19 protein-coding genes are annotated in these 24,623 nt (G+C 71.5%); 12 read left to right on the top strand and 7 right to left on the bottom strand.

The window, feature by feature from the left end; all coding sequences use genetic code 11:
* Positions 1-103 precede the first annotated feature (103 nt).
* The gene (locus ACTXG6_RS42020) at positions 104-1,501 is read left to right on the top strand and encodes a glycine--tRNA ligase (protein ID WP_445184878.1); all 1,398 of its coding nucleotides are present in this window, start codon (positions 104-106) and stop codon (positions 1,499-1,501) included.
* Positions 1,502-1,603: 102 nt separating this feature from the next.
* On the opposite strand, the gene ACTXG6_RS42015 is transcribed toward ACTXG6_RS42020, so the two are convergent.
* A complete protein-coding gene (locus ACTXG6_RS42015) occupies positions 1,604-3,031 on the bottom strand; it encodes an MFS transporter (protein ID WP_445184877.1) in 1,428 nt (475 codons plus the stop codon).
* Between the two features lie 102 nt (positions 3,032-3,133).
* On the opposite strand from ACTXG6_RS42015, the gene ACTXG6_RS42010 reads away from it, so the two are divergent.
* The 3 genes from ACTXG6_RS42010 to ACTXG6_RS42000 are packed head-to-tail and all read left to right on the top strand — an operon-like array spanning position 3,134 to position 6,289.
* Positions 3,134-4,150, top strand: a complete 1,017-nt coding sequence (locus ACTXG6_RS42010; RefSeq protein ID WP_445184876.1) for an XdhC family protein — start codon at positions 3,134-3,136, stop codon at positions 4,148-4,150.
* Positions 4,151-4,163: 13 nt separating this feature from the next.
* Entirely contained in the window at positions 4,164-4,901 is a 738-nt protein-coding gene (locus tag ACTXG6_RS42005) for a YdcF family protein (RefSeq protein WP_445184875.1), read from the top strand.
* The gene (locus tag ACTXG6_RS42000; protein ID WP_445184874.1) at positions 4,898-6,289 is read left to right on the top strand and encodes a deoxyguanosinetriphosphate triphosphohydrolase; all 1,392 of its coding nucleotides are present in this window, start codon (positions 4,898-4,900) and stop codon (positions 6,287-6,289) included. The genes ACTXG6_RS42005 and ACTXG6_RS42000 overlap by 4 nt, the downstream gene beginning before the upstream one ends.
* A gap of 40 nt (positions 6,290-6,329) precedes the next feature.
* Here ACTXG6_RS42000 and ACTXG6_RS41995 read toward each other — a convergent pair whose 3' ends face one another.
* Genes ACTXG6_RS41995 through ACTXG6_RS41970 form a run of 6 tightly spaced genes read right to left on the bottom strand, consistent with a single transcriptional unit; the run spans position 6,330 to position 13,298 of the window.
* Positions 6,330-8,015: an APC family permease gene (locus ACTXG6_RS41995; RefSeq protein ID WP_445184873.1), complete on the bottom strand. Its 1,686-nt coding sequence runs from the start codon at positions 8,013-8,015 to the stop codon at positions 6,330-6,332.
* Between the two features lie 34 nt (positions 8,016-8,049).
* Positions 8,050-8,643 carry a hypothetical protein gene (locus tag ACTXG6_RS41990; protein WP_445184872.1) on the bottom strand — a complete coding sequence of 198 codons (594 nt, stop codon included), beginning with the start codon at positions 8,641-8,643 and terminating at the stop codon, positions 8,050-8,052.
* Positions 8,636-10,054: an FMN-binding glutamate synthase family protein gene (locus tag ACTXG6_RS41985; RefSeq protein WP_445184871.1), complete on the bottom strand. Its 1,419-nt coding sequence runs from the start codon at positions 10,052-10,054 to the stop codon at positions 8,636-8,638. The genes ACTXG6_RS41990 and ACTXG6_RS41985 overlap by 8 nt, the downstream gene beginning before the upstream one ends.
* Positions 10,055-10,092: 38 nt before the next feature.
* Positions 10,093-10,905, bottom strand: a complete 813-nt coding sequence (locus ACTXG6_RS41980; protein ID WP_445184870.1) for a hypothetical protein — start codon at positions 10,903-10,905, stop codon at positions 10,093-10,095.
* The gene (locus ACTXG6_RS41975) at positions 10,902-11,831 is read right to left on the bottom strand and encodes a class II glutamine amidotransferase (RefSeq protein WP_445184869.1); all 930 of its coding nucleotides are present in this window, start codon (positions 11,829-11,831) and stop codon (positions 10,902-10,904) included. The genes ACTXG6_RS41980 and ACTXG6_RS41975 overlap by 4 nt, the downstream gene beginning before the upstream one ends.
* Before the next feature lie 57 nt (positions 11,832-11,888).
* The gene (locus ACTXG6_RS41970) at positions 11,889-13,298 is read right to left on the bottom strand and encodes a glutamine synthetase family protein (RefSeq protein WP_445184868.1); all 1,410 of its coding nucleotides are present in this window, start codon (positions 13,296-13,298) and stop codon (positions 11,889-11,891) included.
* A 116-nt stretch (positions 13,299-13,414) separates the two neighbouring features.
* Between ACTXG6_RS41970 and ACTXG6_RS41965 the strand changes: the two genes are divergently transcribed.
* From ACTXG6_RS41965 to ACTXG6_RS41930, 8 genes are all read left to right on the top strand, one after another.
* Positions 13,415-14,065, top strand: a complete 651-nt coding sequence (locus ACTXG6_RS41965) for a helix-turn-helix domain-containing protein (protein ID WP_445184867.1) — start codon at positions 13,415-13,417, stop codon at positions 14,063-14,065.
* 318 nt (positions 14,066-14,383) lie between these two features.
* On the top strand, positions 14,384-15,775 hold the full coding sequence (locus ACTXG6_RS41960; RefSeq protein WP_445184866.1) for an FAD-dependent oxidoreductase: 1,392 nt from the start codon (positions 14,384-14,386) through the stop codon (positions 15,773-15,775).
* A gap of 67 nt (positions 15,776-15,842) precedes the next feature.
* Complete coding sequence (locus ACTXG6_RS41955) at positions 15,843-16,100, top strand: sarcosine oxidase subunit delta (RefSeq protein ID WP_445184865.1); 258 nt, start codon at positions 15,843-15,845, stop codon at positions 16,098-16,100.
* Positions 16,093-19,647 (top strand): 2Fe-2S iron-sulfur cluster-binding protein, encoded by a 3,555-nt coding sequence (locus tag ACTXG6_RS41950; RefSeq protein ID WP_445184864.1) that lies wholly within the window; start codon positions 16,093-16,095, stop codon positions 19,645-19,647. The genes ACTXG6_RS41955 and ACTXG6_RS41950 overlap by 8 nt, the downstream gene beginning before the upstream one ends.
* Positions 19,648-19,659: 12 nt before the next feature.
* Positions 19,660-21,357, top strand: a complete 1,698-nt coding sequence (locus ACTXG6_RS41945) for a formate--tetrahydrofolate ligase (protein WP_445184863.1) — start codon at positions 19,660-19,662, stop codon at positions 21,355-21,357.
* Between the two features lie 196 nt (positions 21,358-21,553).
* Positions 21,554-22,342 (top strand): cyclodeaminase/cyclohydrolase family protein, encoded by a 789-nt coding sequence (locus ACTXG6_RS41940; protein ID WP_445184862.1) that lies wholly within the window; start codon positions 21,554-21,556, stop codon positions 22,340-22,342.
* A gap of 288 nt (positions 22,343-22,630) precedes the next feature.
* Positions 22,631-24,124, top strand: a complete 1,494-nt coding sequence (locus ACTXG6_RS41935; RefSeq protein ID WP_445184861.1) for an APC family permease — start codon at positions 22,631-22,633, stop codon at positions 24,122-24,124.
* Positions 24,125-24,127: 3 nt separating this feature from the next.
* A complete protein-coding gene (locus ACTXG6_RS41930; protein WP_445184860.1) occupies positions 24,128-24,616 on the top strand; it encodes a hypothetical protein in 489 nt (162 codons plus the stop codon).
* Positions 24,617-24,623: the final 7 nt, after the last annotated feature.

Raw genomic sequence — 24,623 nt, 5'->3', positions numbered from 1 at the left:
GCCCGGCCCACCTCGGCAGGTAGTCGGCGGGACGACGAGGCGGTCTCGGTACGCTTGCGGTGTTACGCATTCTTCCCGATCTTTCGCTCCAGGAGCTCTCCTCGTGCCCAGCAAACCGTCGTCCAGCACGATCGATACCGTTGTCGCCCTCTGTAAGCGCCGGGGTTTCGTCTTCCCGTGCGGGGAGATTTACGGCGGCACCCGGTCGGCGTGGGACTACGGGCCGCTCGGCGTCGAGCTCAAGGAGAACATCAAGCGCCAGTGGTGGCGTTCGATGGTGACCGGCCGTGACGACATCGTGGGCCTGGACTCCTCGGTGATCCTGCCGCGCCAGGTCTGGGTCGCCTCCGGCCACGTCGGGGTGTTCAACGACCCGCTGGTGGAGTGCACCAGCTGCCACAAGCGGTTCCGGGCCGACCAACTGGCCGAGGAGTACGTCGAGCGCACCGGCAAGGTGGCCGCCGAGGACAACCTGTCCGACGTGCCCTGCCCGAACTGCGGCACCCGCGGCCAGTACACCGAGCCGCGTGACTTCAACATGATGCTCAAGACCTACCTCGGCCCGGTGGAGTCCGAGGAGGGCCTTGCCTACCTGCGCCCGGAGACCGCGCAGGGCATTTTCATCAACTTCCTGAACGTGCTGACCTCGTCGCGGCGCAAGCCCCCGTTCGGCATCGGCCAGATGGGCAAGAGCTTCCGCAACGAGATCACCCCCGGCAACTTCATCTTCCGGACCCGTGAGTTCGAGCAGATGGAGATGGAGTACTTCGTCGAGCCGGGTACCGACGAGGAGCTGCACCAGTACTGGATCGACACCCGGACCGCCTGGTACACCGACCTGGGCATGAACCCGGACAACCTGCGGCACCTCGAGCACCCGAAGGAGAAGCTGTCGCACTACTCGAAGCGCACCGTCGACATCGAGTACCGCTTCAACTTCGCCGGCTCGGAGTGGGGCGAGCTCGAGGGCATCGCCAACCGCACGGACTTCGACCTGACCACGCACTCCAACCACTCCGGCGTGGACCTGTCGTACTACGACCAGGCCACCGGGTCCCGGTACCGCCCGTACGTGATCGAGCCGGCGGCGGGTGTGGGCCGCTCGATGATGGCGTTCCTGGTGGACGCCTACACCGAGGACGAGGCGCCCAACGCCAAGGGCGGTGTGGACAAGCGCGTCGTGCTGAAGCTGGACCGCCGCCTCGCCCCGGTCAAGGCCGCGGTGCTGCCGCTGTCCCGGCACGCGGACCTGTCACCGAAGGCCCGTGACCTGGCCGCCGCGCTGCGCAGGAACTGGAACGTCGACTTCGACGACGCCGGCGCGATCGGCCGCCGCTACCGCCGCCAGGACGAGGTGGGCACGCCGTTCTGCGTGACCGTCGACTTCGACTCGCTGACCGATCAGGCCGTGACCATCCGCGAGCGGGACACCATGTCCCAGGAGCGGGTGTCGCTGGACCAGGTCGAGTCCTACCTGGCCGCCCGCCTCATCGGCGCCTGACAAAATCCCCGACTCGCCCTGACAAAATCCCCGACTCGCCGAGGTGGGGCCCGCCAGACTTCCGCGAGTCGGGGTTCTCGTCAGGGTGAGTCGGGGTTTCTGTCAGGCCGGTTCCGGGGCGGCCGGCCGGCGCTGGCTGAGTACCGCCGTGACCACGCCGAGCAGGCCCAGGACGGCGAACGAGCCGAACAGGTAACGCGCGGCGCGCACCGGATCCGGCTCGCCGAGGTTGACCGCGAGGCCGGTCAGCGCGGCGCCGAAGGCGTTCGCGACCAGCTGCACGGTGTTGATCGCGGCCGACGCCTTGTGCCCCTCCAACGGGTCGGACACGCTGCTCATCGCCACCGTGCTCAGGTGCGGCCAGGCGATCCCGGTCCCGCTGCCGGTGATCAGGAAGGCGAGCACCCACAGCGCCAGCAGCCAGCCGCTCGGGTCGACGCCCTGTGCGAGCGCCGCCAACAGCAGGCCGAGGCCGACCACGACCGGGCCGGCGATGATCGTGCGCCGGATGGTCACCGCCCGGTGCGCGCTGGCGCTGGGCAGCTCGCCGGCCGTCCAGCCCAGTGCCAGCGCGGCGCCGAGGAAGCCGGCGGCCAGCGGTGCGAGCCCGGCGAGGCGCTGCCCGAACAGCGGGATGAACGCCTCCACCATCGAGCTCATCGCGAGCAGTGCGATGGTGGCGTAGACCCAACGCAGCCGGGACCGGCCCCGGAAGGTGGCGGCCGGCAGCACCCGCACCTTCGCGTGCCGTTCGTAGCCGATGAAGGCGGCGATCAGGGCCAACCCGAGCAGCACCCCGACCACGCTGACCACCGGAGTGGCGATCACGCTGGCCACGCTCACCACCAGGGCCGCCGAGGCCAGCAGTAACAGCGCGACCACCGGGAACGGCTCCGGTTGCGCCTCCGCCTCCGCCTCGGCCCCGGCCAGCGCACGCGGCACGACGACCGCGACCAGCACGGCGGCCACGGCCAGGGCGGCGAACGCCCCGCGCCAGCTGCCGAACTCGGCGAACGCACCACCGAGTGCCGGCCCGACGAACGTGCCGACGCCCCACATCGCGGAGACCAGCGCGCTGGCCTTCGTCCACAGCGGCGCCGGCAGCGCGGCCCGGATCAGTGCGTAGCCGAGGCCGGCCAGCAGCCCGCCGCCCGCGCCCTGCACGGCCCGCCCGGCCAGCAGTACCGCCATCGAAGGCGCGACCGCGCAGATCAGGGTGCCGGCCAGGAACACCCCCAGCGCCAACAGGTACGCCTTGCGGCTGCCCGCCGCGGCGAGGATCTTGCCGACCAGCACGGCGGAGACCACCGAGGCCAACAGGAAGACGGTGGTGTTCCACGCGTAGAGCCGTTCGCCGCCGATCTCGGCGACCGCGGTGGGGAGCAGGCTGATCGTGACGTACACGTTGACGGCGTAGAGGGCGACCCCGCCGGCGAGGACCACGACCGCTCCCAGGTGCCGGCGGCCCAGCAGCTCGCCCCAGGTCCCGGCGCGTGCGGTGTCCCCACTGGGCTGTTCGGCGATGGTCATGGGCACAGCCTGCGACATGAACCACTGTTGAGGTCAAGTCGCGGCCGGATCGAGCCCGGAGGGTCCGGGAAATCCCGTCGGCCGGAGCCGTACGCTGAGCGTGTGAGCGACACCTCGGCACCGTCGGTCAACCGCGAGCTCGGGGTTGCGCTGCGCCGGTGGGCTCGGCACGGCGTCGGAGTGGTCCGGGTGCTGGAGCGCCATGGTTTCGGCACCGTCGAGTCGGGTCAGCTGCTGGCCGCGAGCTCGGCGGGGGAGACCGCCGGCGGGGTGTACCTCGGCGCGCTGGACACCGTGGCGGTGCCGCTGGCGCACGCCGCGCTGGCCGGCCCCGGCGCGCGCCGCGCGGACGTCGCCGAGGCCCCCGCGGTGGCCGCCGGGTTGGCCTGCGCCGGCGGGGCCACGCTGCTCGGCCACCCGCTGCCGTCCGCGCTGGCCGAGGCGCTCGGCGCCGCGCTGGCCGACGGGCAACCCGCCATGCTGGCCAGCACCGCCGACGGCGCCCGCCAACTGGTGCTGACCGGTCCGGAGCTGGCCGAGGGGCACGGCAGCCTCGGCGCCGACGCCGACCGGGCGGTGGCCGAGGTGGCCGTACGGCTGCTCCGCCACGGCGCCACCGTCACCGAGCGGATCACCGAGGGCGAGCTGGACGTGCTGCTCGACCTCTGGGTGCCGGTGCCCACCGTGCTGGTGGTCGGCCGTGGTGCGATCGGCGACGCGCTGCTCGCCCAGGCCGCGCTGCTCGGCTGGGCCGGCGCACAGATCACCGAGCTGGACGCCGCGCGCGCCGCGGTCGCCACCTTCACCGAGGCCGACGTCCTGGTGCTGCTGGACCACGCGGGCACGTTCGACGCGGTGCTCGTCGACGGCATCGCGCGCGGCCGCGGTTTCCTCGGCGCGCTGGGGTCGCGGCGTACCCAGGCCGCCCGCCGCTCCCGGCTCACCGCCGCCGGCCTCTCCGAGGACGAGTTGGCCCGGCTGCACGCCCCGGTGGGTCTCGACCTCGGCGCCCGCACCCCGGCGGAGACCGCCGTCTCGATCGTCGCCGAGGTGATCGCGGCCCGCGGCGGCCGCGGCGGCACCGCACTGGCCGGCAACGACGGCCGGATCGGCGCATGAACGCGGACACCCGATGAGGGCGCCGTCCCCGCGCGCCACCCGCTCCCGCCCCGACGTCGCTGACGGCCCCGCCGGGCTCGACCCCACCGGGCTGGCCAGGACCGTCGAGCTCACCCCGGTGCGGCCACCCCGGCCGCGCTGGCTGGTACGCGCGCTGGTGGGTTCGGTGCTGGTCGCCGGGCTGGTCGTCGGCGGCACCGCGTTCCGGGTCTGGCAGGTGGCCCGGGTGGACGACCGGCGGCCGGTGGACGTGGTGGTGGTGCTCGGCGCGGCGCAGTACGACGGCTCGCCCAGCCCGATCTTCGCCGCCCGGCTGCGGCACGCCAGGGAGCTGTACGACCAGGGCGTCGCGGCCCGCATCGTCACCGTCGGCGGCCGGCGCGCCGGGGACGGTTTCACCGAGGCGGACGCCGGCCGGCGGTACCTGGTGGACCGCGGTGTGCGCAGCGACGCGGTGGTGGCGATCGGCGAGGGATCGGACACCCTGGAGAGCCTGCGCTCGGTGGCCGCCACGGCGGACCAGCGCGGCTGGCACACCGCTCTGCTGGTCAGCGATCCGTGGCACTCGCTGCGCGCGCGCACGATGGCCCGGGACTCGGGGCTGGAGTCCTGGACCTCGCCGACGCACAGCGGACCGGTGGTGCGGACCCGGGAGACCCAGGTGCGCTACATCGTCCGGGAGACCGCCGCACTGCTGTTCTACCGGCTCACCCACGCTTCCGTGGAGACCGAGGGGTCCGGGCTCGGGTGAGCCGCACCTTCGCCTACGGCGAGCATGAGCGCGCTCGGATGTTGCCGGAACGGCCGAAGCGCTCGGCGCTGGGTGCGGCGGCCCGGGAGGAGCACCGCGGCCCGTTCGTCAGGGACCGGGCCCGCGTGCTGCACTCGGCGGCGCTGCGCCGCCTGGCCGGCAAGACCCAGGTGGTCGGCCCGGGGGAGGGCGCCGAGATCACCGGGATGCCCCGTACCCGGTTGACCCACTCGCTCGAGGTCGCCCAGATCGGCCGGTCGATCGCGGAGGAGCTGGGCTGCGACCCGGACGTGGTGGACACCGCCGGTCTGGCGCACGACATCGGCCACCCGCCGTTCGGGCACAACGGGGAGTGGGCGCTGGATCAGGCCGCCGCCCGGTGTGGTGGCTTCGAGGGCAACGCGCAGACCCTGCGCACCCTGGTCCGGCTCGAGCCGAAGATCGTCGGCGGCGGGCTGAACCTGACCAGGGCGTCGCTGGACGCGGCCTGCAAGTACCCGTGGCCGGCGGAGCAGGCGGTATCGGTCCGGGTGGCCGGGTCACCGGGGCTGGCCGAGCTCGCGGTCGGGGCGGAGCCCGCCGGCGGGGTACCCGGGCCGGCCGGGCGTGCCGGCGGCCGTCCCAGTCGGCGCAAGTACGGCGTGTACGCGGACGACATGGCGGCCTTCGACTGGCTCCGCGCCGACGCCCCGCCGCGCCGGCAGTGCCTGGAGGCGCAGGTGATGGACTGGTCCGACGACGTGGCGTACTCGGTGCACGACGTCGAGGACGGCATCCTGGCCGGCCGGATCAGCCTGGCCGCGCTGGCCGACCCGACCGAACGGTCCGCGCTGGTCACCCTGGCGGCCGAGAGCTTCGGGGCGGACCGGGCTGGCTGCGAGGCGGCCGGTGTGCGGCTGCTCGGACTGCCGGTGGTGGCCGCGGCGCGGGAGCTCGAGCTCGACCCGACCGGTATCGGCTCCGGCGGCCAGGTGCTGCTCAAGCGGATGACCAGCGAGCTGGTGAACCGGTTCGCGGCGGCCGCCGTGGACGCCACCCGGGCGCGTTACGGCGAGGGGCCGCTGGGCCGTTACCTGGCGGATCTGGTCATCCCCGCGCCGGTGGCCGCCGAGGTCGCGCTGCTCAAGGCTGTCGCGGTGCGCTACGTGATGGCCGACCCGGTCCGGTTGCGGCTGCAGGCCGAGCAGCGCGGGCTGCTCGCCGAGCTGGTCGACGCGATCGCGGCCGGCGCCCCGGACACCCTCTCCGGTGGGCTGCGCGAGGCCTGGCGGGATGCGCCGGACGACGTGGCCCGCTGGCGCGTGGTGATCGACCAGGTCGCCGCGCTCACCGACCAGCAGGCCTACGCCTGGCACGCCCGCCTCGTCCGCCCCTCATTAAGCCCGTGAGTGGCGAGTGGTCCCATGGGACCACTCGCCACTCACGAGGTCAGTGGGCGAGCAGCTGGCCGATGATCACCATCAGGACGCCGCCGGCCAGCACCAGGTAGGGGCGGGCGCCCGCGCGGCGGACCGGCGAGGCGACAGCACCAGAACCAGAGACCGGGCCAGCGCCGGAGTCAGAGCCAGAGCCAGCGCCAGAGTCAGAGCCAGAACCAGCGCCAGAGCCTGGGTCACCGGTGGCGTACAGCGAGTCGGGGAACTTGCCGCCGTCCCGCACGTAGTGCCGGAACGCGAACACCGGGATGACCAGTGCGGCGAACACCAGCCCGGTCAGCAGCGCGCCGCCGCCCCACACGTTCGCGCCCCAGCCCAGCAGCAGGGCGTTGAAGAACGCCAGCACCCCACCGATGGCGATCAGCGCGGTCGGCGCCCGCCACGGCCGGTGCAGGTGCGCGTTGTCCACCCGGTGCAGCCAGCCGGCGTTCAGGTTCAGGAAGTTGAAGATCATGTAGCACACCGTGGACGCGGCCAGCACGAACACGTAGTCGCTCATCAGCAACAGCAGCAGGTTGAAGCTCAGGTCGGTCCACATCGCCCTGGCCGGCGCACCGTGTCGGTTGGCCCGTCCCAGGTAGCGGGGCAGCCAGCCGTCCACCGAGCCCTGGTAGAGGGTCCGCGACGAGCCGGCCATCGTCGTCATGATGGACAGCAGCAGGGCCAGTACCAGCATCACGACGAGCAGGTTGCCGATCAGCGCGCCGCCGCCGACCATCTCCACCATCGCGGCGGCCACCCCGGTGCCGTCCACGATCGGCGCGCTGGCCAGCCGGTCCAGGCCGAGCGCGCCCTGGAAGGTGAACGGCACCAGCACGAAGATCACCAGGCAGACCAGGCCGGAGGAGAAGATCGCCTTCACGGTGTCGCGGCCGGGGTCCTTCAGCTCGCTCGTGTAGCAGACCGACGTCTCGAACGCGTACGCCGACCAGGCCGCCAGGAACAGCCCGCCGGCGAACAGCGTCCAGCCCGGCAGGTGCCAGCCGGCGTTGATCGGCTCGAACGGCAGGAAGTTGCGGGTCGCCACGTCGCCGGTCAGCAGCGGCACCACACCGACCACCAACAGCGGGATCAGCACGGCCAGCCCGACCACGGTCTGCACCCGGGCCGCCCGCAGGATGCCGTGGTGCTGCAGCGCGAAGACCAGCAGCAGCAGCGCGGCGGCGATCAGGAACTGGGCGTTGAACCGCAGCGCCAGTCCCTCCTTCAGCGCACCGAGGTCGACGAGCTGCACCGACCAGGTGTTGATCGCCGCGTCGGCCGGGAACAGCGCGGTCAGCAGGTAACCGGCGCCCAACCCGGAGCCGATCGCCAGCACCGGTGACCAGGCCAGCCAGTTGCACCACACCGACACCGGCGCGACGAACTTGGAGTACGGCACCCAGGCCATCGCGCCGTACACCGAGGCCCCGCCGGACTTGTTCGGGTACATGCCGGCGATCTCGGCGTAGGTGAAGCTCTGGATCAGCCCGAGCAGCACCGAGACCGTCCAGACCAGCACCGACACCGTGCCCACCGTGGACGCGATCGAGCCGACCGAGAACAGGACCAGCGCGGGCACCCCGCTGGCCACCCAGAACGCGCCGGTCCAGGTGATCGAGCGGGTCAGCTCCCCGGTCCCGTGGTCGGCGGGTGCCGCCGGGTGGCGGGCGGCGGGTGTGTTGGAGGTGTCGGTCATGACGGCTCCTGGGTGTGGTGGGAGCAGTGCCGGGTCAGTGGATGGGTGCTTCCCAGCCGGTGAGCTGTGGCGGGCTCCAGTGCTCGCCGACGGTCGCCGAGCCGGCCAGCCAGGAGCCGAGCTCGGGCTGGGCGAACTTGGCATGGCTGTGCTTGAGCCAGATCCCGTACGAGTTGCCGGCCTGCAGGTGCGTGATCAGCACCTTGCGGGCGTACTCGTCCTCCCGGCCGGCCGGGATCTCGAAGTAGATCTTCAGGAACGCGTTGGTGTACCGGTCGAAGACGGCGGTCTGGCCGTCCTCGGTCATCAGGTAGACGTCCTCCAGCCAGTTCAGGTCCTCGCCGGGGGTGGCGGCCAGCAGGTCGACGTCCTCCACCAGCGACCGGTCGAACTGGTAGGGGAAGGTGCGGCCGGTCAGCTCCTCGGTGTCGATGCCGGTGCGGTTGCTCAGGTGCCGCGCGGCCGGGTCGAACGACGGCGTCGGCAGAGCGGTCGGCTGGGCGGGGGTCGGCTGGGCGGGGGTCGGCTGGGCGGGGGTCGGCTGGGCGGGGGTCGGCTGGGCGGGGGTCGGCTGGGCGGGGGTCGGCTCAGTGCCGATGTTCGTTCCGCTGGCGCTGCTCTCAGACATCGCGGCGCCCCTGTCCGAACCCGTTGGCCAGTTCCTTGGTCAGCAGGCCCTTGATCTCGGCCAGGGTCCGTTCCTCGGTGACCCCGGGGATGTAGCTGGTGCCGGCGAGCGGGACCTTGGCCATCGCGGCGGCCTCGGTGGTCAGCGCGCACAGGTCCTCCGGCTCGAGGCTGTGCACGTTCGTCTTGCCGCACGCCCTGGCCAGCATCTGCACCTCGAGGGTGAGGGTGTGCAGGAAGTTGTAGACCCGCTCGGCGGCGGAGTCGACCTCGAGGCGTTTGCGCAGCTCCGGGTCCTGGGTGGCCACGCCAACCGGGCAGCGGCCGGTGTGGCAGTGGTAGCACTTGCCGGCCGGCACGCCCACGGTGCCCTCGTAGTCGGTGATCCCGGGCAGCTCCTTGTTGCAGTTGAGCGCCATCAGCGACGAGTGCCCGATGGCGATCGCGGTGGCTCCCAGCGCCAGGCACTTGGCCACGTCGCCGCCGTTGCGGATGCCGCCGGCGACCACCAGGTCGATCTCGTCGGCCAGCCCCACGTCCTCCAGCGCGCGGCGGGCCTCCGGGATCGCGGCCATCAGCGGGATGCCGGTCTCCTCGGCGGCGATGTGCGGCCCGGCCCCGGTGCCCCCTTCGGCGCCGTCCAGGTAGATGATGTCCGGCCCGCACTTGGCGGCCATCCGGACGTCGTCGTAGACCCGCGCGGCACCCAGCTTGAGCTGGATCGGCACCTGGTAGTCGGTGGCCTCGCGGATCTCCTGGATTTTCAGCGACAGGTCATCGGGGCCGAGCCAGTCTGGGTGACGGGCCGGGCTGCGCTGGTCGATACCGGCCGGCAGGGAACGCATCTCGGCGACCTGCTCGGTGACTTTCTGGCCCATCAGGTGCCCACCCAGGCCCACCTTGCAGCCCTGGCCGATGAAGAACTCGACGCCGTCGGCCAGCATCAGGTGGTGCGGGTTGAAGCCGTACCGGCTCTGGATCACCTGGTAGTACCACTTGGTGGACAGGTCCCGCTCCGGCGGGATCATGCCGCCCTCCCCGGAGCAGGTCGCGGTGCCGGCCATCGAGGCGCCCTTGGCCAGCGCCATCTTGGCCTCCAGGGACAGTGCCCCGAAGCTCATCCCGGTGATGTAGATCGGGATGTCCAGCTCCAGCGGGTTCTTGGCGAACCGGGCGCCGAGCACGGTCTTGGTCACGCACTTCTCCCGGTAGCCCTCGATCACGAACCGGGTCAGCGTGCCGGGCAGGAACATCAGCTCGTCCCAGTGCGGGATCGGCTTGAACATGGAGAAGCCGCGCATCCGGTACCGGCCGAGCTCGGCCTTGGTGTGGATGTCGTTGATCACCTCGGGCGTGAAGATACGGCTGTGTCCCAGCACGTCCTTGCCCTGCGCGCCGTTCTGGCCGCTCATCTGATACTCCTCGCTCGGTGGTGGTGAGTGGCGCGCGTCTAGAGCACGAGCTTGCGTTCGCTCGGTTCGAGGTTGTCGTAGTTCCACAACTTGCGGCCGCAGGTGAACTTGCGGAAGCGGTCCGGGCGGGGCAGGCCGTAGATGCCGAACTTGCGGTCGATCAGCTCCTGGTCGGCCTCGCCGAACTCCACCTCGACGCAGTCCACCCCGAGCGAGGCGACCTCGCCGCCCACGTAGATGGCGCCGTCGTACATCGAGTCGCCGAGTCCCTGGCCCACGTTGCCGCAGATGATCTGCCGACCGCGCTGCATCATGAACCCGGTCATCGAACCGGCGTTGCCGCCGACGATGATCGTGCCGCCCTTCTGGTCGATGCCGGTGCGGGCGCCGACGTGGCCCCGGACGACCAGGTCACCGCCGCGCAGCGCCGCCCCGGTGAGCGAGCCGGCGTTCTTGTCGATCACGACGACGCCGGACATCATGTTCTCCGCGACCGACCAGCCGACCCGGCCGGTGATCCGGATCTCCGGGCCGTCGATCAGCCCGACACCGAAGTAGCCGAGGCTGCCGTCGATGGTCAGCCGGCAGCGGGTGAGCAGCCCGACGGCGATCGAGTGCTTCGCCCCCGGGTTGCGCACGATGACATCGGTGATCCCCTCGGTGTAGAGCAGCCGGCGCAGCTCCAGGTTGATCTGCCTCGGGGTCAGCTCGGCGGCGTCGAACTCCGCGCTGGTACCGGTGACGACGGCGGTCTTGGGTGCGGTCGCGTCCGGCTCGGCGAGGCCCCGATGGTCAACGGCACGGTTTTCAACGGCACGGCGGTCAACGGCACGGCTGGTCGTCTCGGTCATCGGCTCCACACCAGCACTTCACGCTCGTAGGGGTCGTAGGTGTCGATCTCCCGGTTGACGATCGCCCGGATCGCCACCTCCTCGGAAGCCATCGCGACCATGTCGTCGGCCTCGTAGAGCACCAGTGGTTTCGCGGCCATCTCGTCCTTGGCCACGCCGAGCTGGTTCTCGGTGACCACGAGGTAGGTGAACACCCCGTCCAGGTCGTCCAGGCTCTGCTTCATCGCGGTCTCCAGGGAGAGCCCGTCGGACATCCGCTGCGCGATGTACACCGCGATGATCTCCGAGTCGCACTCGGACTGGAACCGGTGCCCGAGCCGCTCCAGCCGCCGCCGCCACTGGTGGTAGTTGGTGAGCTGGCCGTTGTGCACCACGGCGACGTCGGAGAACGGGTAGGCCCAGTACGGGTGTGCGCCGGCGATGTCCACATCGGACTCGGTGGCCATCCGGACGTGCCCGATGGCGTGGGTGCCCCGGAACGAGTCCAACCGGTACTGCGCGGCCACCGTCTCGGCGTCGCCCAGGTCCTTGACGATCTCCAGCGAGTGCCCGAGGGAGAGCACCTCGGCGCCCGGTACGTCCTCCACGAAGTCGGCAAGGGGCTTGAGCTGGCCGTCGTAGCTGAAGGTGGCGCGGTAGGCGTACTCCGACTCGCCCTGTACGCGGTCGATCGTGGCGCCCAGCTTGGCCAGCCGGGACTCCACCTCGCGGCGGCTGCGTTCCAGCCGCTCGCTGAAGTCGAAGTCGCGGTGGTCGGTCGGGTCCGCGAGGGTGAACCGCATGACGGTCAGGTCGCCGGGCGGGCCGTAGAGCGCGAAGCCGGTGGAGTCCGGGCCGCGGTGGCGCATCGCGTGCAGCATGCGGGTCATGTCGCTACCGAGGTCGCCGTCCCGTCCTCGGTAGATGATGCCGGCGATACCGCACATCGGCGGTGCTCCCTTCAGTGGTGGTCCGCGCGTCGCGTTCGGGCTGGTTGAGGGGCGCTAGGGCAGGATGTCCAGGTACTCCTTGACGTCCCAGTCGGTGACCGTGGCGCAGAAGCGCTCCCACTCGTCCCGCTTGTAGTGGCTGAACACGGTGTACATCTCGCCGGGCAGGGCCTCCCTGATGACGTCGTCGGCCTCCAGCGCGGTCAGCGCCTCGCCGAGCGTCATCGGGATCTTGCGGACCTCCTTGCCGCTGGCCATCGCCTCGTAGATGTTGCGCTCCTCGGGCGGCCCGGGGTCCAGGTTGCGCTGGATGCCGTCGGCCATGGCCTTGAGCAGCCCGGCCATCGACAGGTACGGGTTCACCGAGGAGTCCACCGAGCGGTACTCGAACCGGTCCGGCGAGCTCACCCGCAGCGCGGTGGTCCGGTTCTGGTAGCCCCAGTCGGCGTACAGCGGGGCCCAGAAGCCGGTGTCCCACATGCGGCGGTAGGAGTTCACCGTCGGCGACGTCAGGCAGGTCAGCGCGTCCAGGTGGGTCAGCACGCCGCCGATCGCGGCCAGGCCGAGCTTGCTCGGCATCCGGGGGTTGTCGCCCTCGGGCAGGAAGGCGTTCTCGGCGCTGTCCCCCTGGCCCTGCCACAGCGAGATGTTGTGGTGGCAGCCGTTGGCCGAGACGCCCATGAACGGCTTCGGCATGAAGCACGGGAACAGGCCCATCTCGCGGCCGACCTGCTTGCAGATCTGCCGGTAGGTGGTGAGCCGGTCGGCGGTGGCCTCGGCGCGGTCGAACTGCCAGTTCAGCTCCAGCTGGCCGGGGGCGTCCTCGTGGTCGCCCTGGATCATGTCCAGGTCCATCGCGGTCGCGTACTCGATGACCTTGTGGATCACCGGCTGCAGCTCGGAGAACTGGTCGATGTGGTAGCAGTACGGCTTGGTCTTGCCCTCCACCGACGGGGTGCCGTCCGGGTTGAGCTTGAGCCACATCATCTCCGGCTCGGTGCCCACCCGCAGGTGCAGCCCGGTCTCGGCCTCGAACTCGGCGTGGATCCGCTTCAGGTTGCCCCGGCAGTCCGAGCTGAGGTAACCGCCCGGGTCGGTCTCCTCCTCGCGGCCGCGGAACAGCGTGCAGAACACCCGCGCGGTCTTCGGGTCCCAGGGCAGCACGCAGAAGGTGTCCACGTCCGGCAGCCCGACCAGCTCGCGCGACTCCGGCCCGTAGCCGATGTAGTCGCCGTGCCGGTCGATGAACAGGTTCGCGGTCGAGCCGTAGACCAGCTGGAAGCCCTTCGCGGCGAACCGCTCCCAGTGCGCGGCGGGCGCGCCCTTGCCCATGATCCGGCCGGTCACCGAGACGAACTGGTAGTAGATGTACGTCACGCCCGACTCGTCGATCTGGCGGCGGACCCGCTCGACAGCGTCGTCCCTTCCATCCTGGGCGAGGAACTCTTCGAGCGCGGTGGTCATGAGGTCTCCCCGGCTGGTCGCGCGTGTGTGGTGGGTCACGTACTCTACGGGCAGTAAACTCTGTGCCGTAAGAGGTGACAACAGTCTGTTCGGGTTAGATGTCGGATGTGGGACCTGTGCGTATCGAGGCGGTTTCAGGACAGCCGGACGACGCTCCGGACGGAGTCCCGGGTTCCCCGGAGTCCGGAGTCGAGCAGGCGCTCGGCGCGGTCATCGCGGACCGGGTGCGCGAGTTCCGGCTGCGGCACGGCTGGACGGTCGGCACGCTCGCCGAGGCGTGCGGACTGTCCAAAGGCATGCTGTACAAGATCGAGAACGCTCAGACCTCGCCCAGTCTGGCCACCCTCGCGAGGCTGTCTGAGGCGCTTTCGGTGCCGGTCACGGCGTTCTTCCGGGGGCTGTCGGAGGAGAACGACGTCATCCTGGTGAAGGCCGGCGCGGGGTTGGACATCCAGCATCGGACGTCCGCGCAGGGGCACCGCTACCAGACGCTCGGCACCATGCGGGCGCCGCACGACAGCCTTGAGCCGATGCTGGTCACGCTGACCAGCCGGGACGCCGACGCGTTCCCGCTGTACCAGCACGCCGGCACCGAGCTGATCTTCATGATCACCGGCAAGATGGAGTACTGCTGCGGCAGTGCCCGCTACCTGCTCGAACCCGGCGACGCGCTGCAGTTCACCGGCGAGGTCACCCACGGCCCCGGCGAGTTGATCACATTGCCGATCCAGTTCCTCGCGGTCAAGTCGATCACCCCTGGCCGCTGAGGCCCCGTCGTGTTGCGCGCGTTGTCGCGGACGTTGTTGCGTATGCCTACGCAGAGCAGCTCTGCGTAGGGACACGCAACAGGCGCAGCCCGGTTCTGCCGAGCTGACCACCAGGGTTGTTCGATCATGACCCGGGCAACCCTCAGGTGAAACTCGCCGAAGATCCGTCCCGCGCGCCCGAGGCAAGTCACGCCCCAGGCTCCTGTCAACTGACAGTAGAAAAAGTTGACTGCATGTCGTACCGTCGTGAACCGTCGAGAGCCTGGCGACGGCCGAGGGGCCGAGTACCGGCGGGCGATCGGTCGGGAGGCGGGTGCGGTGTCGGCGTCGGAACCCGGGCGAAGCGGATCAGCAAACGGCACACCCAACACTGCCGCCCACAACGGTTCGGCCCACAGCGGTTCGCCCCGCAACGGCGCGCGCGGGAACGGCTCGCGCGGGAACGGGCTGCCGCGCTCGGCCCGGTACTCGGCGATCTCCCTGCTGCGCCGCGGCCTGCGCAGCTCACCGGACTGGCCCAGGGCCTGGCACACGCACGAACTTCGGGACAGCTACGACGTCGTGATCATCGGCGGCGGTGTGCACGGGCTGGCGTGCGCCTACTACCTGGCGGCCAACCACGGCATCACCAACGTCGCGGTGCTGGACAAGGGCTACCTGGGCGGCGGCGGCTCCGGGCGCAACACGGCCATCCTGCGCTCCAACTACCTGACCCCGGAGGGTGTCCGGTTCTACGACCGCTCGCTGGAGCTGTACCGGAACCTGGCCACCGAGCTGAACTTCAACGTCATGTTCTCCCGCAAGGGCCACCTGACGCTCGCGCACAACGACAGCTCGCTGCGCACCATGCACTGGCGCGCTGAGGTCAACAAGCTGGAGGGCGTCGACTCGAGCGTGATCGACCCGGGCGAGATCAAGAAGCTGGTGCCGTACCTGGACACCTCGGCGGCGACCCGGTACCCGATCCTGGGCGCGCTCTACCACCCGCCGGGCGGGATCATCCGGCACGACGCGGTGGTCTGGGGATACGCGCGGGCGGCCGACGCGCACGGGGTGCACCTGCACCAGCAGACCGAGGTCATCGGCATCGATACCGCGAAGGGCCAGGTCACCGGTGTACAGCTGGCCGGCGGCCGGCGGATCGCCACCGGCACGGTGCTCAACGCCACCGCCGGCTGGTCCTCGCTGATCTCCGACATGGCCGGCGTCCGGATGCCGGTGCAGACCTCACCGCTGCAGGCCGCCGTCACCGAACCGGTCCGGCCGTTCCTGGACGCGGTGGTGGTGTCCGGCACGCTGCACGTCTACGTCAGCCAGACCGACCGCGGCGAGCTGGTCTTCGGCGCCAGCGTGGACCCGTTCACCTCGTACTCGATGCGCGGCTCGCTGGACTTCATCGAGGGGCTCGCCGGCCACGTGCTGGAACTGATGCCGGCGCTGTCGAAGATGCGGCTGCTGCGGCAGTGGGCCGGGCTGTGCGACATGACGCCGGACTACTCGCCGATCATGGGGAAGACGCCGGTGGACGGCTTCTACGTGGACGTCGGCTGGGGCACCTACGGCTTCAAGGCCGGGCCGGTGTCCGGCGAGACGATGGCCGAGACGATCGCCACCGGCCGCCCGGCGGAGCTGATCACGTCGTTCGGGCTGGACCGCTTCGCGCGCGGCGAGCTGGTCGGCGAAAAGGGCGCGGCAGCGGTAGGCCACTGACCCCGTGAGTGGCGAGTGGTCCGATGAGACCACTCGCCACTCACGAGGTCCGACGAGGGAGGACCCAGTGATCCAGTTGCCCTGCCCGTGGTGCGGGTCGCGCAACGTCTCGGAGTTCCGGCACGTCGGCGAGGCGGTGGCGCGGCCGGACCCGGCGAGCGCCAGCCCGGAGCAGTGGCGCGGCTACCTCTACCTGCGGCGCAACATCCGGGGGTCGACCGAGGAGACCTGGTACCACTCGGCCGGCTGCCGCAGGTACTTCCGGCTGGTCCGCGACACCGTCAGCAACCAGACCCAGCCGCCGGGAGCCCGCCGACATGACTGACCAGAGTGTGCGCGCGACACCGGCCCCGGTGACCGGTCATCGGTTGCCGGTGCAGGCCGGCGAGGTGATCGACCGGAGCAGACAGATCAGGTTCACCTGGAACGGCCGCGACTGCACCGGCTACTCCGGCGACACCATCGTCTCGGCGCTGGCCGCGGGCGGGGTGCGGGTGTTCTCCCGCAGTTTCAAGTACCACCGGCCCAGGGGGCTGCTCACCGCCGGCTACCACGATCCGGGTACCACCCTGCAGGTCGACGACGAGCCGAACGTGCGGGCCGGGCACCGGCTGCTCACCGACGGCATCCGGGTCAGCTCGCAGAACACCTGGCCCTCGCTGCGCTTCGACGTCAAGTCGGCCAACCAGCTCGCCGGCCGGTTCCTCTCCGCCGGCTTCTACTACAAGACGTTCATGTCACCGAGCTGGCTGTGGCCGGCCTACGAGCAGGTGCTGGCCCGGTTCGCGCACGGCGGCAGGATCGGCGGCGCCGGCCCGGCCACCCCGCACGAGTACTTCGACAAGCGCTACGCACACCCGGACGTGCTGGTCGCCGGGGGTGGCCCGGCCGGCATGGCCGCCGCACTGGCCGCCGCCGACGCCGGCGCCCGGGTGCTTCTGGCCGACGAGGAACACCAGCTGGGCGGCCACCTGCGCTGGGGCGACGCCGCCGACCTGGCCGCGCTGGCCGAGCTGCGCGCCGCGGTGGCCGCGGCCGGCCGGATCGAGGTGCTGACCGACGCCGCGGTGCTCGGCCGCTACGACGAGAACTGGGTGGCCGTGGTGCAGCGCGGGCTGCCCGGGGTGCCGGAACGGCTGATCAAGGCGCGGGCCGGCGTGCTGGTGGTGGCGCCCGGGTTGATCGAGCGCCCGTACGTGTTCGCCGGCAACGACGTGCCCGGCGTGATGCTGTCCACCGCGGTGCGCCGGCTGGTGAACCTGTACGCGGTGCGCCCCGGCGAGCGGGCGGTGGTGCTCACCGCGAACCCCGAGGGCGACGCCGCCGCCGAGGACCTGCGCCGGGTCGGCGTGGACGTGGCCGAGGTGGTGGACGCCCGACGCGGGCAGGACGTGGCGCGGGTGCACGGCCGGGCCGGGGTGCGCGCCGTCGAGCTGGCCGACGGGCGGCGGATCGAGGCCGACCTGCTGGTCACCGCCACCGGGTGGACGGCGCCGACCGCGCTGCTCAACATGGCCGGCGACCGGCCGGTGTACTCGCCGAGGGCGGCCCGCTTCCTGCCCGGCGGCGGGTACGGCGCGGACGTTCTGGTGGCCGGCGGCCTGGCCGGTGACGGCGGTCGCGACGAGCTGGTCGGGCACGCCCGCGCGGTCGGCACCGAGGCGGCCCGCCGTGCCCTGGCCAGCCGCGCCGCCCGGCTCAACCAGCTGCCCACCCGGGTGGAACCGCCGGCACCCGAACCACCGGCACCCGAACCGCCGGCACCCGGGTCCGACTGGTCACCCGGGCCCGACCGGTCACCGGTACCCGTCCCCGAGCTGGCGGTCGACGAGCACCCGGCGCTGTTCCGCGGCCGCGCCCACGGCATGGTCGACTTCTCCGAGGACGTGTCGTCGAAGGACATCGCGCTGGCGGCCGCCGAGGGCTACGACTCGGTCGAGCTGGTCAAGCGGTACACCACGGCGACCATGGGCCCGGCGCAGGGAAAGCTGGAGACGGTCAACACGGTGGCCGTGCTGGCCGAGGCCACCGGGCGCACCATCGCCGAGACCGGCACCACCACCTGGCGGCCGGTGCACGTGCCGGTCACCCTGGGCGCGCTGGCCGGGCGGATCTTCGAGCCGGTGCGGTACTCGCCGATGCAGCCGTGGCACGCCGGCCACGGTGCGAAGCCGCTGGTGGCGGGGCAGTGGATCCGCCCGGAGCACTACGGCGACCCGGCCGCGGAGGTGCGCGCGGTGCGCGAGCGGGTCGGCATCATCGACGTCACCCCGATCGGCAAGCTGGACCTGCGCGGCCCGGACGTGCCCGCGCTGCTCAACCTGCTCTACGTCAACAAGTGGTCCAAGCTCGGTATCGGCCGGGTGCGCTACGGCGTGATGTGCGCCGAGGACGGCGTGGTGTTCGACGACGGCGTCACCGGCCGCCTCGGCGAGGACCACTACCTGATGTCCACGACGTCCTCCGGCGCCGGCGCGGTCTGGGAGTGGGTGGAGAACTGGCTGCAGACCGAGCACCCCGAATGGCGGGTGCACGTCACCCCGGTGACCACCGGCTACGCCAGCATCAACGTGGCCGGGCCGAGGTCCCGCGAGCTGCTCGGCCGGCTCACCGAGGTCGATCTGAGCCCCGAGGCGTTCGAGTACATGCACGTGCGGACCGGTCGGGTGGCCGGGGTGGACGACTGTGTGCTGTGGCGGATCGGGTTCACCGGTGAGCTGTCCTACGAGCTGCACGTGCCGGCCGGCTACGGCCCGCACGTGTGGGAGGCGCTGCTGACCCACGGCGCGGACCTCGGCGTGGCGCCGTTCGGCGTGGAGGCGCAGCGCATCCTGCGGCTGGAGAAGGGGCACCTGATCGTCGGGCAGGACACCGACGGCCTGACCAGGGCATACAGTGCGGGCCTCGACTGGGCGGTGAAGCTGGACAAGCCGGACTTCGTCGGCCGCACCGAACTGGCCTGGCAGCACGAGCGGGACCTGGCCCAGCCGTCCGGGCCTCGGCTGGTCGGGTTGGCCCCGGTGGACCCGTCGGTGGTGCCGCCGGAGGCGAGCCAGCTGGTGGCCGGACCGAGCGGCACCCGCATCGTCGGGCGGATCACCTCCAGCCGGCTGTCCCCGACGTTGGGCCGCGCGGTCTGCCTGGCCCAGTTGGACGTCTCGCTGGCCGCCCCGGGCACCGAGGTCACCGTGCGGCTGCCGGACGGGCGGACCGTGGCGGCGCGGGTCACCGAGCAGTTGGCCGCCGTCGACCCGGCGGGTGCCCGGCAGCGCGTCGAGTCGGCCGGCCCGGTGGGACCGTGCCGGGAGTTCACCGCGCCGGCGCCAGCCAGCCCGGTCGTGGTCGCGCCGCCGAGAGCGACCGCGCCGGTCACCCTCACCGACGAGTCCGCGCTGGCCAAGGTGCTGGTGCGGGCGGCCGTCGACGGGCCGGTGGGCACCGCGCTGGGCACCCGGTTCGGTCGCGCCGCCCGGGGCCCCGACGGGTCACTGGTGGTCGGCTCCGCACCGGGGGAGTGGCTGGTCCTCGGCGAGCGGGTCGGTCGGCCGGCCGCGCTGGCGGCCCGGTTGACCGGGTTGGAGGAGCTGGTCAGCGTGGTGGACGTGACCCACGGGCGGGCGTTGCTGCGGCTGACCGGGCCGCGCGCCGCCGACCTGCTGGCCAAGGTCTGCGCGATCGACCTTGCCGACGACGCCACCCCGGACGGGGCCGCACTGTGCACTTCCACAGCCAAACTGGTCACCAGTTTGGTGCGCGACGATATGGACGGCACGCCCAGCTACCTGGTGCACTGCGAACGCTCGTCCGGTCAGTACCTGTGCGACGCCCTGTTGGATGCCGGCGCCGAGTTCGGTATCAACACAGCTGGTTAGGAGATTCGTCCGATGGGTTTTCCGAGTGACCTGGCGATTGCCCGGCAGGCGCAGCTCAAGCCGATCGAGGACGTCGCGGGGGAGATGGGGCTCGGCGGTCACCTGCTGGAGGCCTACGGCCGGGACGTGCTGAAGATCCGGCTGGAGGCGATCGAGGAGCTCGCCGACCGGCCGAAGGCGAAGTACGTGGTGGTCTCGGCGATCACGCCGACCCCGCTCGGCGAGGGCAAGACCACCACCACGGTCGGTCTCGGCCAGGCCATGCGGCACATCGGCCGGCGGGCCACCGTGGCGATCCGCCAGCCGTCGATGGGCCCGACCTTCGGCATCAAGGGCGGCGCCGCCGGTGGCGGCTACAGCCAGGTGGTGCCGATGGAGATCCTCAACCTGCACCTCACCGGCGACTTCCACGCGGTCACCTCGGCGCACAACATGCTCTCCGCGGTGCTGGACAACCACCTCTTCCAGGGCAACGAGTGCGGCATCGACCAGCACCGGATCAGCTGGCGGCGGGTGCTGGACGTGAACGACCGGGTGCTGCGCAACGTGATCGTCGGGCTGGGCACCCGGTTCGACGGGATACCCCGGCAGACCGGCTTCGACATCACCGCCGCCTCCGAGGTGATGGCGATCTTCGCGCTCACCCGGTCGCTGGTGGAGATGCGCGAGCGGATGGGGCGCATCGTCGTCGGCTACACCCAGGCCGGGAAACCGGTGACCGCGGACGACATCGGCGGCGCCGGCGCGATGGCGGTCATCATGCGGGACGCGCTCAAGCCGAACCTGATGCAGACGCTGGAGAACACGCCGGTGCTGGTGCACGCCGGGCCGTTCGGCAACATCGCGCACGGCAACTCCTCGGTGGTGGCTGACCTGATCGGTATCCACTCCGGGGAGTTCCTGATCACCGAGGCGGGCTTCGGCGCGGACATGGGCGCCGAGCGGTTCTTCAACATCAAGTGCCGGGCGTCCGGTCTGACACCCGATGCCGCCGTCGTGGTGGCCACCGTGCGGGCGCTCAAGGCGCATTCCGGCAGGCACAAGATCGTGGCCGGTAGGCCGTTGCCCGAGGCGCTGCTCGAGGAGAACCCCGAAGAGGTCCACATCGGCGGCGCCAACCTGCGCAAACAGATCGAGAACATCCGGCTGCACGGCGTCTCGCCGGTGGTGGCCATCAACGCCTTCCCCGGCGACCACCCGTCCGAGCATGCGGCGATCGCGGAGATCGCGTCCTCCATGGGGGCCCGGTCGGCGGTCTGCACCCACTTCGCCGACGGCGGTGCCGGCGCGACCGAACTGGCCGAGGCGGTCACCGAGGCGGCGAACGAGCCGTCGGACTTCCACTTCCTCTACCCGGACTCCGCGTCGCTCCGGGAGAAGATCGAGACGGTGGCCAGCAAGGTGTACGGCGCGGCCGGGGTGGACTACGACCTGACCGCCGCCCGCCAGCTGGACAGCTTCGAGCGCAACGGGTGGGGCGCGCTGCCGGTGTGCATCGCCAAGACGCACCTGTCCATCTCCTCGGACGCATCGCTGAAGGGCGCGCCGACCGGCTGGCGACTGCCGGTACGGGAGGTGCGCGCCTCGGTGGGTGCCGGGTTCATCTACCCGATCTGCGGCGACATGCGGACCATGCCCGGCCTGGGTACCGACCCGGCCGCGCACCACATCGACATCGACGAGAACGGCGAGATCGTCGGCCTGTCGTGACCGGCCGCCCCGGGGACGGTGTGGCCCGCGCGACGCGTGCACCCCGCGCGACGCGCACTGTTGTTACCGAGCTGCACAGCAGGCAGGTTCGAGCGCTCGAAAACCTGCCTCCTGTGCAGCTGGGTAACCGGCTCGGCGGACTCGGCGGGCTCGGCGGGCTCGGCGGGCTCGGCGGGCTCGGCGGGGCGTGCGCATCGTGACCGGCCCCCGGGCGGCGGCCGGCACCCGGGCGGCGGCCGACCCGCCGGCGGCCGGCACCCGGGCGGCGGCCGGCCCGCCGGCGGCTGACCCGCCGGCGGCTGACCCGCCGGCGGCCGACCCGCTCGCGGCCGACCCGCTCGCGGCCGACCCGCCGGCGGCCGATCCGCCGGCGGCCGGCGCGCCGCGCTCCCTGGGGGACCACACGCTCGAGGAGTACCTGGCCGCTGTGGCGGCGCGGCGGCCGGCGCCGAGCGGCGGTGCGGTCGCGGCGGTGACGGTGGCGTCGGCGGCCGGCCTGGTTGCGATGGCGGCCCGGTTCTCCGCCGGGCTCGCCGGTGCCGACGCGGTCGCGGCCGAGGCTGACGAGCTGCGGGTGGCGGTGTTGGCACTCGCCGACGCGGACCCGGCCGCCTACGGCGACGTCCTCGCGGCCCACCGGATCCCGCGCGCCGACGACTCCCGCGCCGACCGGATCCGCGCCGCGCTGACCCGGACGGCCGAGGTCCCGTTGGAGATCGCGGCGGCGGGCGCCAGGGTGGCAGCGGCCGGTGTCGGGGTCGCCGAGGGCGGCAACCCGAACCTGGCCGGTGACGCGGTGACCGCCGTACTGCTGGCCGAGGCCGCCACCCGGGCGGCCGGTCAGCTGGTACTGATCAACGTCGAGCTCGGCGGGCTGGACCCGGCGCTGGCCGCGCGGGCCCGGGAGCTCACGGAGTCCGCCGCGCGATCCGGTCGTGCACTGGCGCTAATTGCCGATAAGGCAATAATCGACCCAGAAATGTAACCGGCTCGCTCTGCCGAAAGGCGATCTAGCCCGGGAAACTGGCCATTGCCTTCAATGCACCGACATTTTGGCAACGGTGTGTCCACTGAGGGTTTACAGCCTTCGTGCGGTGCAGCATGATGTACATCACAACAGGATGGCCCGGGGACCCGCTGAATCAGCCGGGGTGGGGGCCTGATCAGCACACGTGGACCACGCCGACCCGGGTCGGTCGCATCTCACTGGGCAACCGGATAAGTCGACCGGACAAGTCGACCGGATTCGAGACGACCGGACGAGGAGAACCCGATGGAACCTGTTGAGCCGGACGCCCCCATCGGCGGGCGGGCCACCGCCGAGGTCGAGGAGCGCCACCTCCTGAAGGCCATGTCCTGGTGGGACGGTTTCATGATCGCCCTGGCCAACCCGGGCTTCCTGGTGGCCGCGCTCGGCGGCTCGATCGCCGGCCTCGGTACCACCGGCGCACTGGTGCTGTGGCTGGTGTCGGTGCTGTTGGGCAGCTTCCAGAACAACATCTATGCCGAGCTGGCCACGATGTTCCCGGAGAAGTCCGGCGGCATCGCGGTGTACGCCCACGAGGCCTGGCGCAAGTACTTCTCGCCGATCGGCCCGCTGGCCACCTTCGGCTACTGGTTCGCGTGGTCCACCGTGCTGTCCATCAGCGGCCTGGTCTGCGGCACGCTGATCGCCGCGGAGTTCTTCCCGAACGCGACCTGGTCGGCCAGCGGCGGGCATTTCCACATCGACCTGCCGGTGACCATCGCCATCGTCATGCTGCTGCTGGTCTGGGTGTTCAACGCCAGAGGCATCCGGTCCACCGTGTGGTTCTCCTACATCACCGGCATTCTGCTGATGATCCCGCTGCTGGTCATGATGCTGCTGCCGTACCTCACCGGGGCCTGGCACGCGTCGAACATGACCTGGGACATCGGCGCGAACGGCGGCGTCGGCCTCGCCCTGACCTGGCTGTACTTCATGGGCTGGTCCGCCTACGGCTTCGAGGCCTGCGCCACCGTCGCGCCGGAGTACCGCGACACCGCCACCGAGACGCCCAAGGCACTGCGCGCGTCGGCGGCGTTCTCGGTGTTCGTCTACGCGCTGCTGCCGCTCGGGCTCGGCGGCACGCTGGGCACCGAGAAGGTGGCCGCCGACAAGACGTTCATCGTCTTCTACAAGGACGCGCTCGACGCGCTGGCCGGGAACGTGTTCGGCGGCGTGCTCGTGGTGTGCATGGTCGCCGGCATCGTGCTGACGATGAGTACCGCGACGCTGGATGGCTCCCGCGCGCTGTACGGCATCGCATTGGACGGCATGACGATCAAATGGTTCGCCTATCTGAACAAACACAACGTCCCGGGCCGGGGCATGGCGGTCGACGCCGTCATGAACATATTCCTGGTGGTGTTCTTCGGTTCGGCCATCGAGATCCTCGCGGCCGGCAACCTCGGTTACATGGCGGCGCATTTCTTCGCGCTGACCGGATTCCTGCTGTTGCGCCGGGACCGCCCGCTCTGGCCGCGCCCGATCAAACTGTCGAAGGCCTGGCTGCCGATCGCGGGTTTTCTCGCGGCGGCGAACCTGCTGTTCATCATCTGCGGCGGCTTCATCTTCGCGGACACCTACGGTTACGGGCTGAGCAAGACGATGATCGGCGCCAGCGTCCTGGTGCTCGCGCTGGTGCTGTACTTCTACCGGCGCATCGTGGAGGACCGGACGCACATCCAATGGCGGGAGCCGACGCCGTCGGTGCCCGCCGGCCACGCCGCCGTCGAGGCGGGCTGAGGGGTGCGCGAGCAGGCCAGGGCCGATCGCCCCGCCGCCACCCGCGCCTCGGCGCGCGAGCGGCTGTCCAGTCGCCCCGCCGCCGCCCGAGCCTCCGCGCACGAGCGGCTGGCCAGCCACGAACGCCCCGGGACGATGCTGAAGGGCCCGCCGATCACCGTGCGGTGCCCCTGCGGGGAGCGCCGCGAGCTGGGCTACGGGGAGGTGTGGCGGTGCGCCTGCGGCCGCCGCTGGGACACCGCCCAGGTCGACGCCGCGCAGTACGCCAGGCTGCGCCGGGTGCAGCTGCGGTTCCGCATCCTGCCGGTCTGCCTGGGGCTGGCGACCTCGCTGGCCGGCTTGTTCTTCCTGCTCACACACAACACCTTCTCGCTGTTCGTGCTGCTGCCAGCGGTGCTGGTGCTGTGGGGCATGGTGCTGCGGCCGATCCACCGACGGCGTTACGCGGCCGCGCTCGGCGAGCTGCCGCGCTGGGAGCTCCGCTCCGGGTGAGAGTCCA

It is taken from the genome of Pseudonocardia sp. Cha107L01 (genome assembly GCF_052566575.1).
This window is presented reverse-complemented; position numbering and strand designations above follow the sequence as displayed.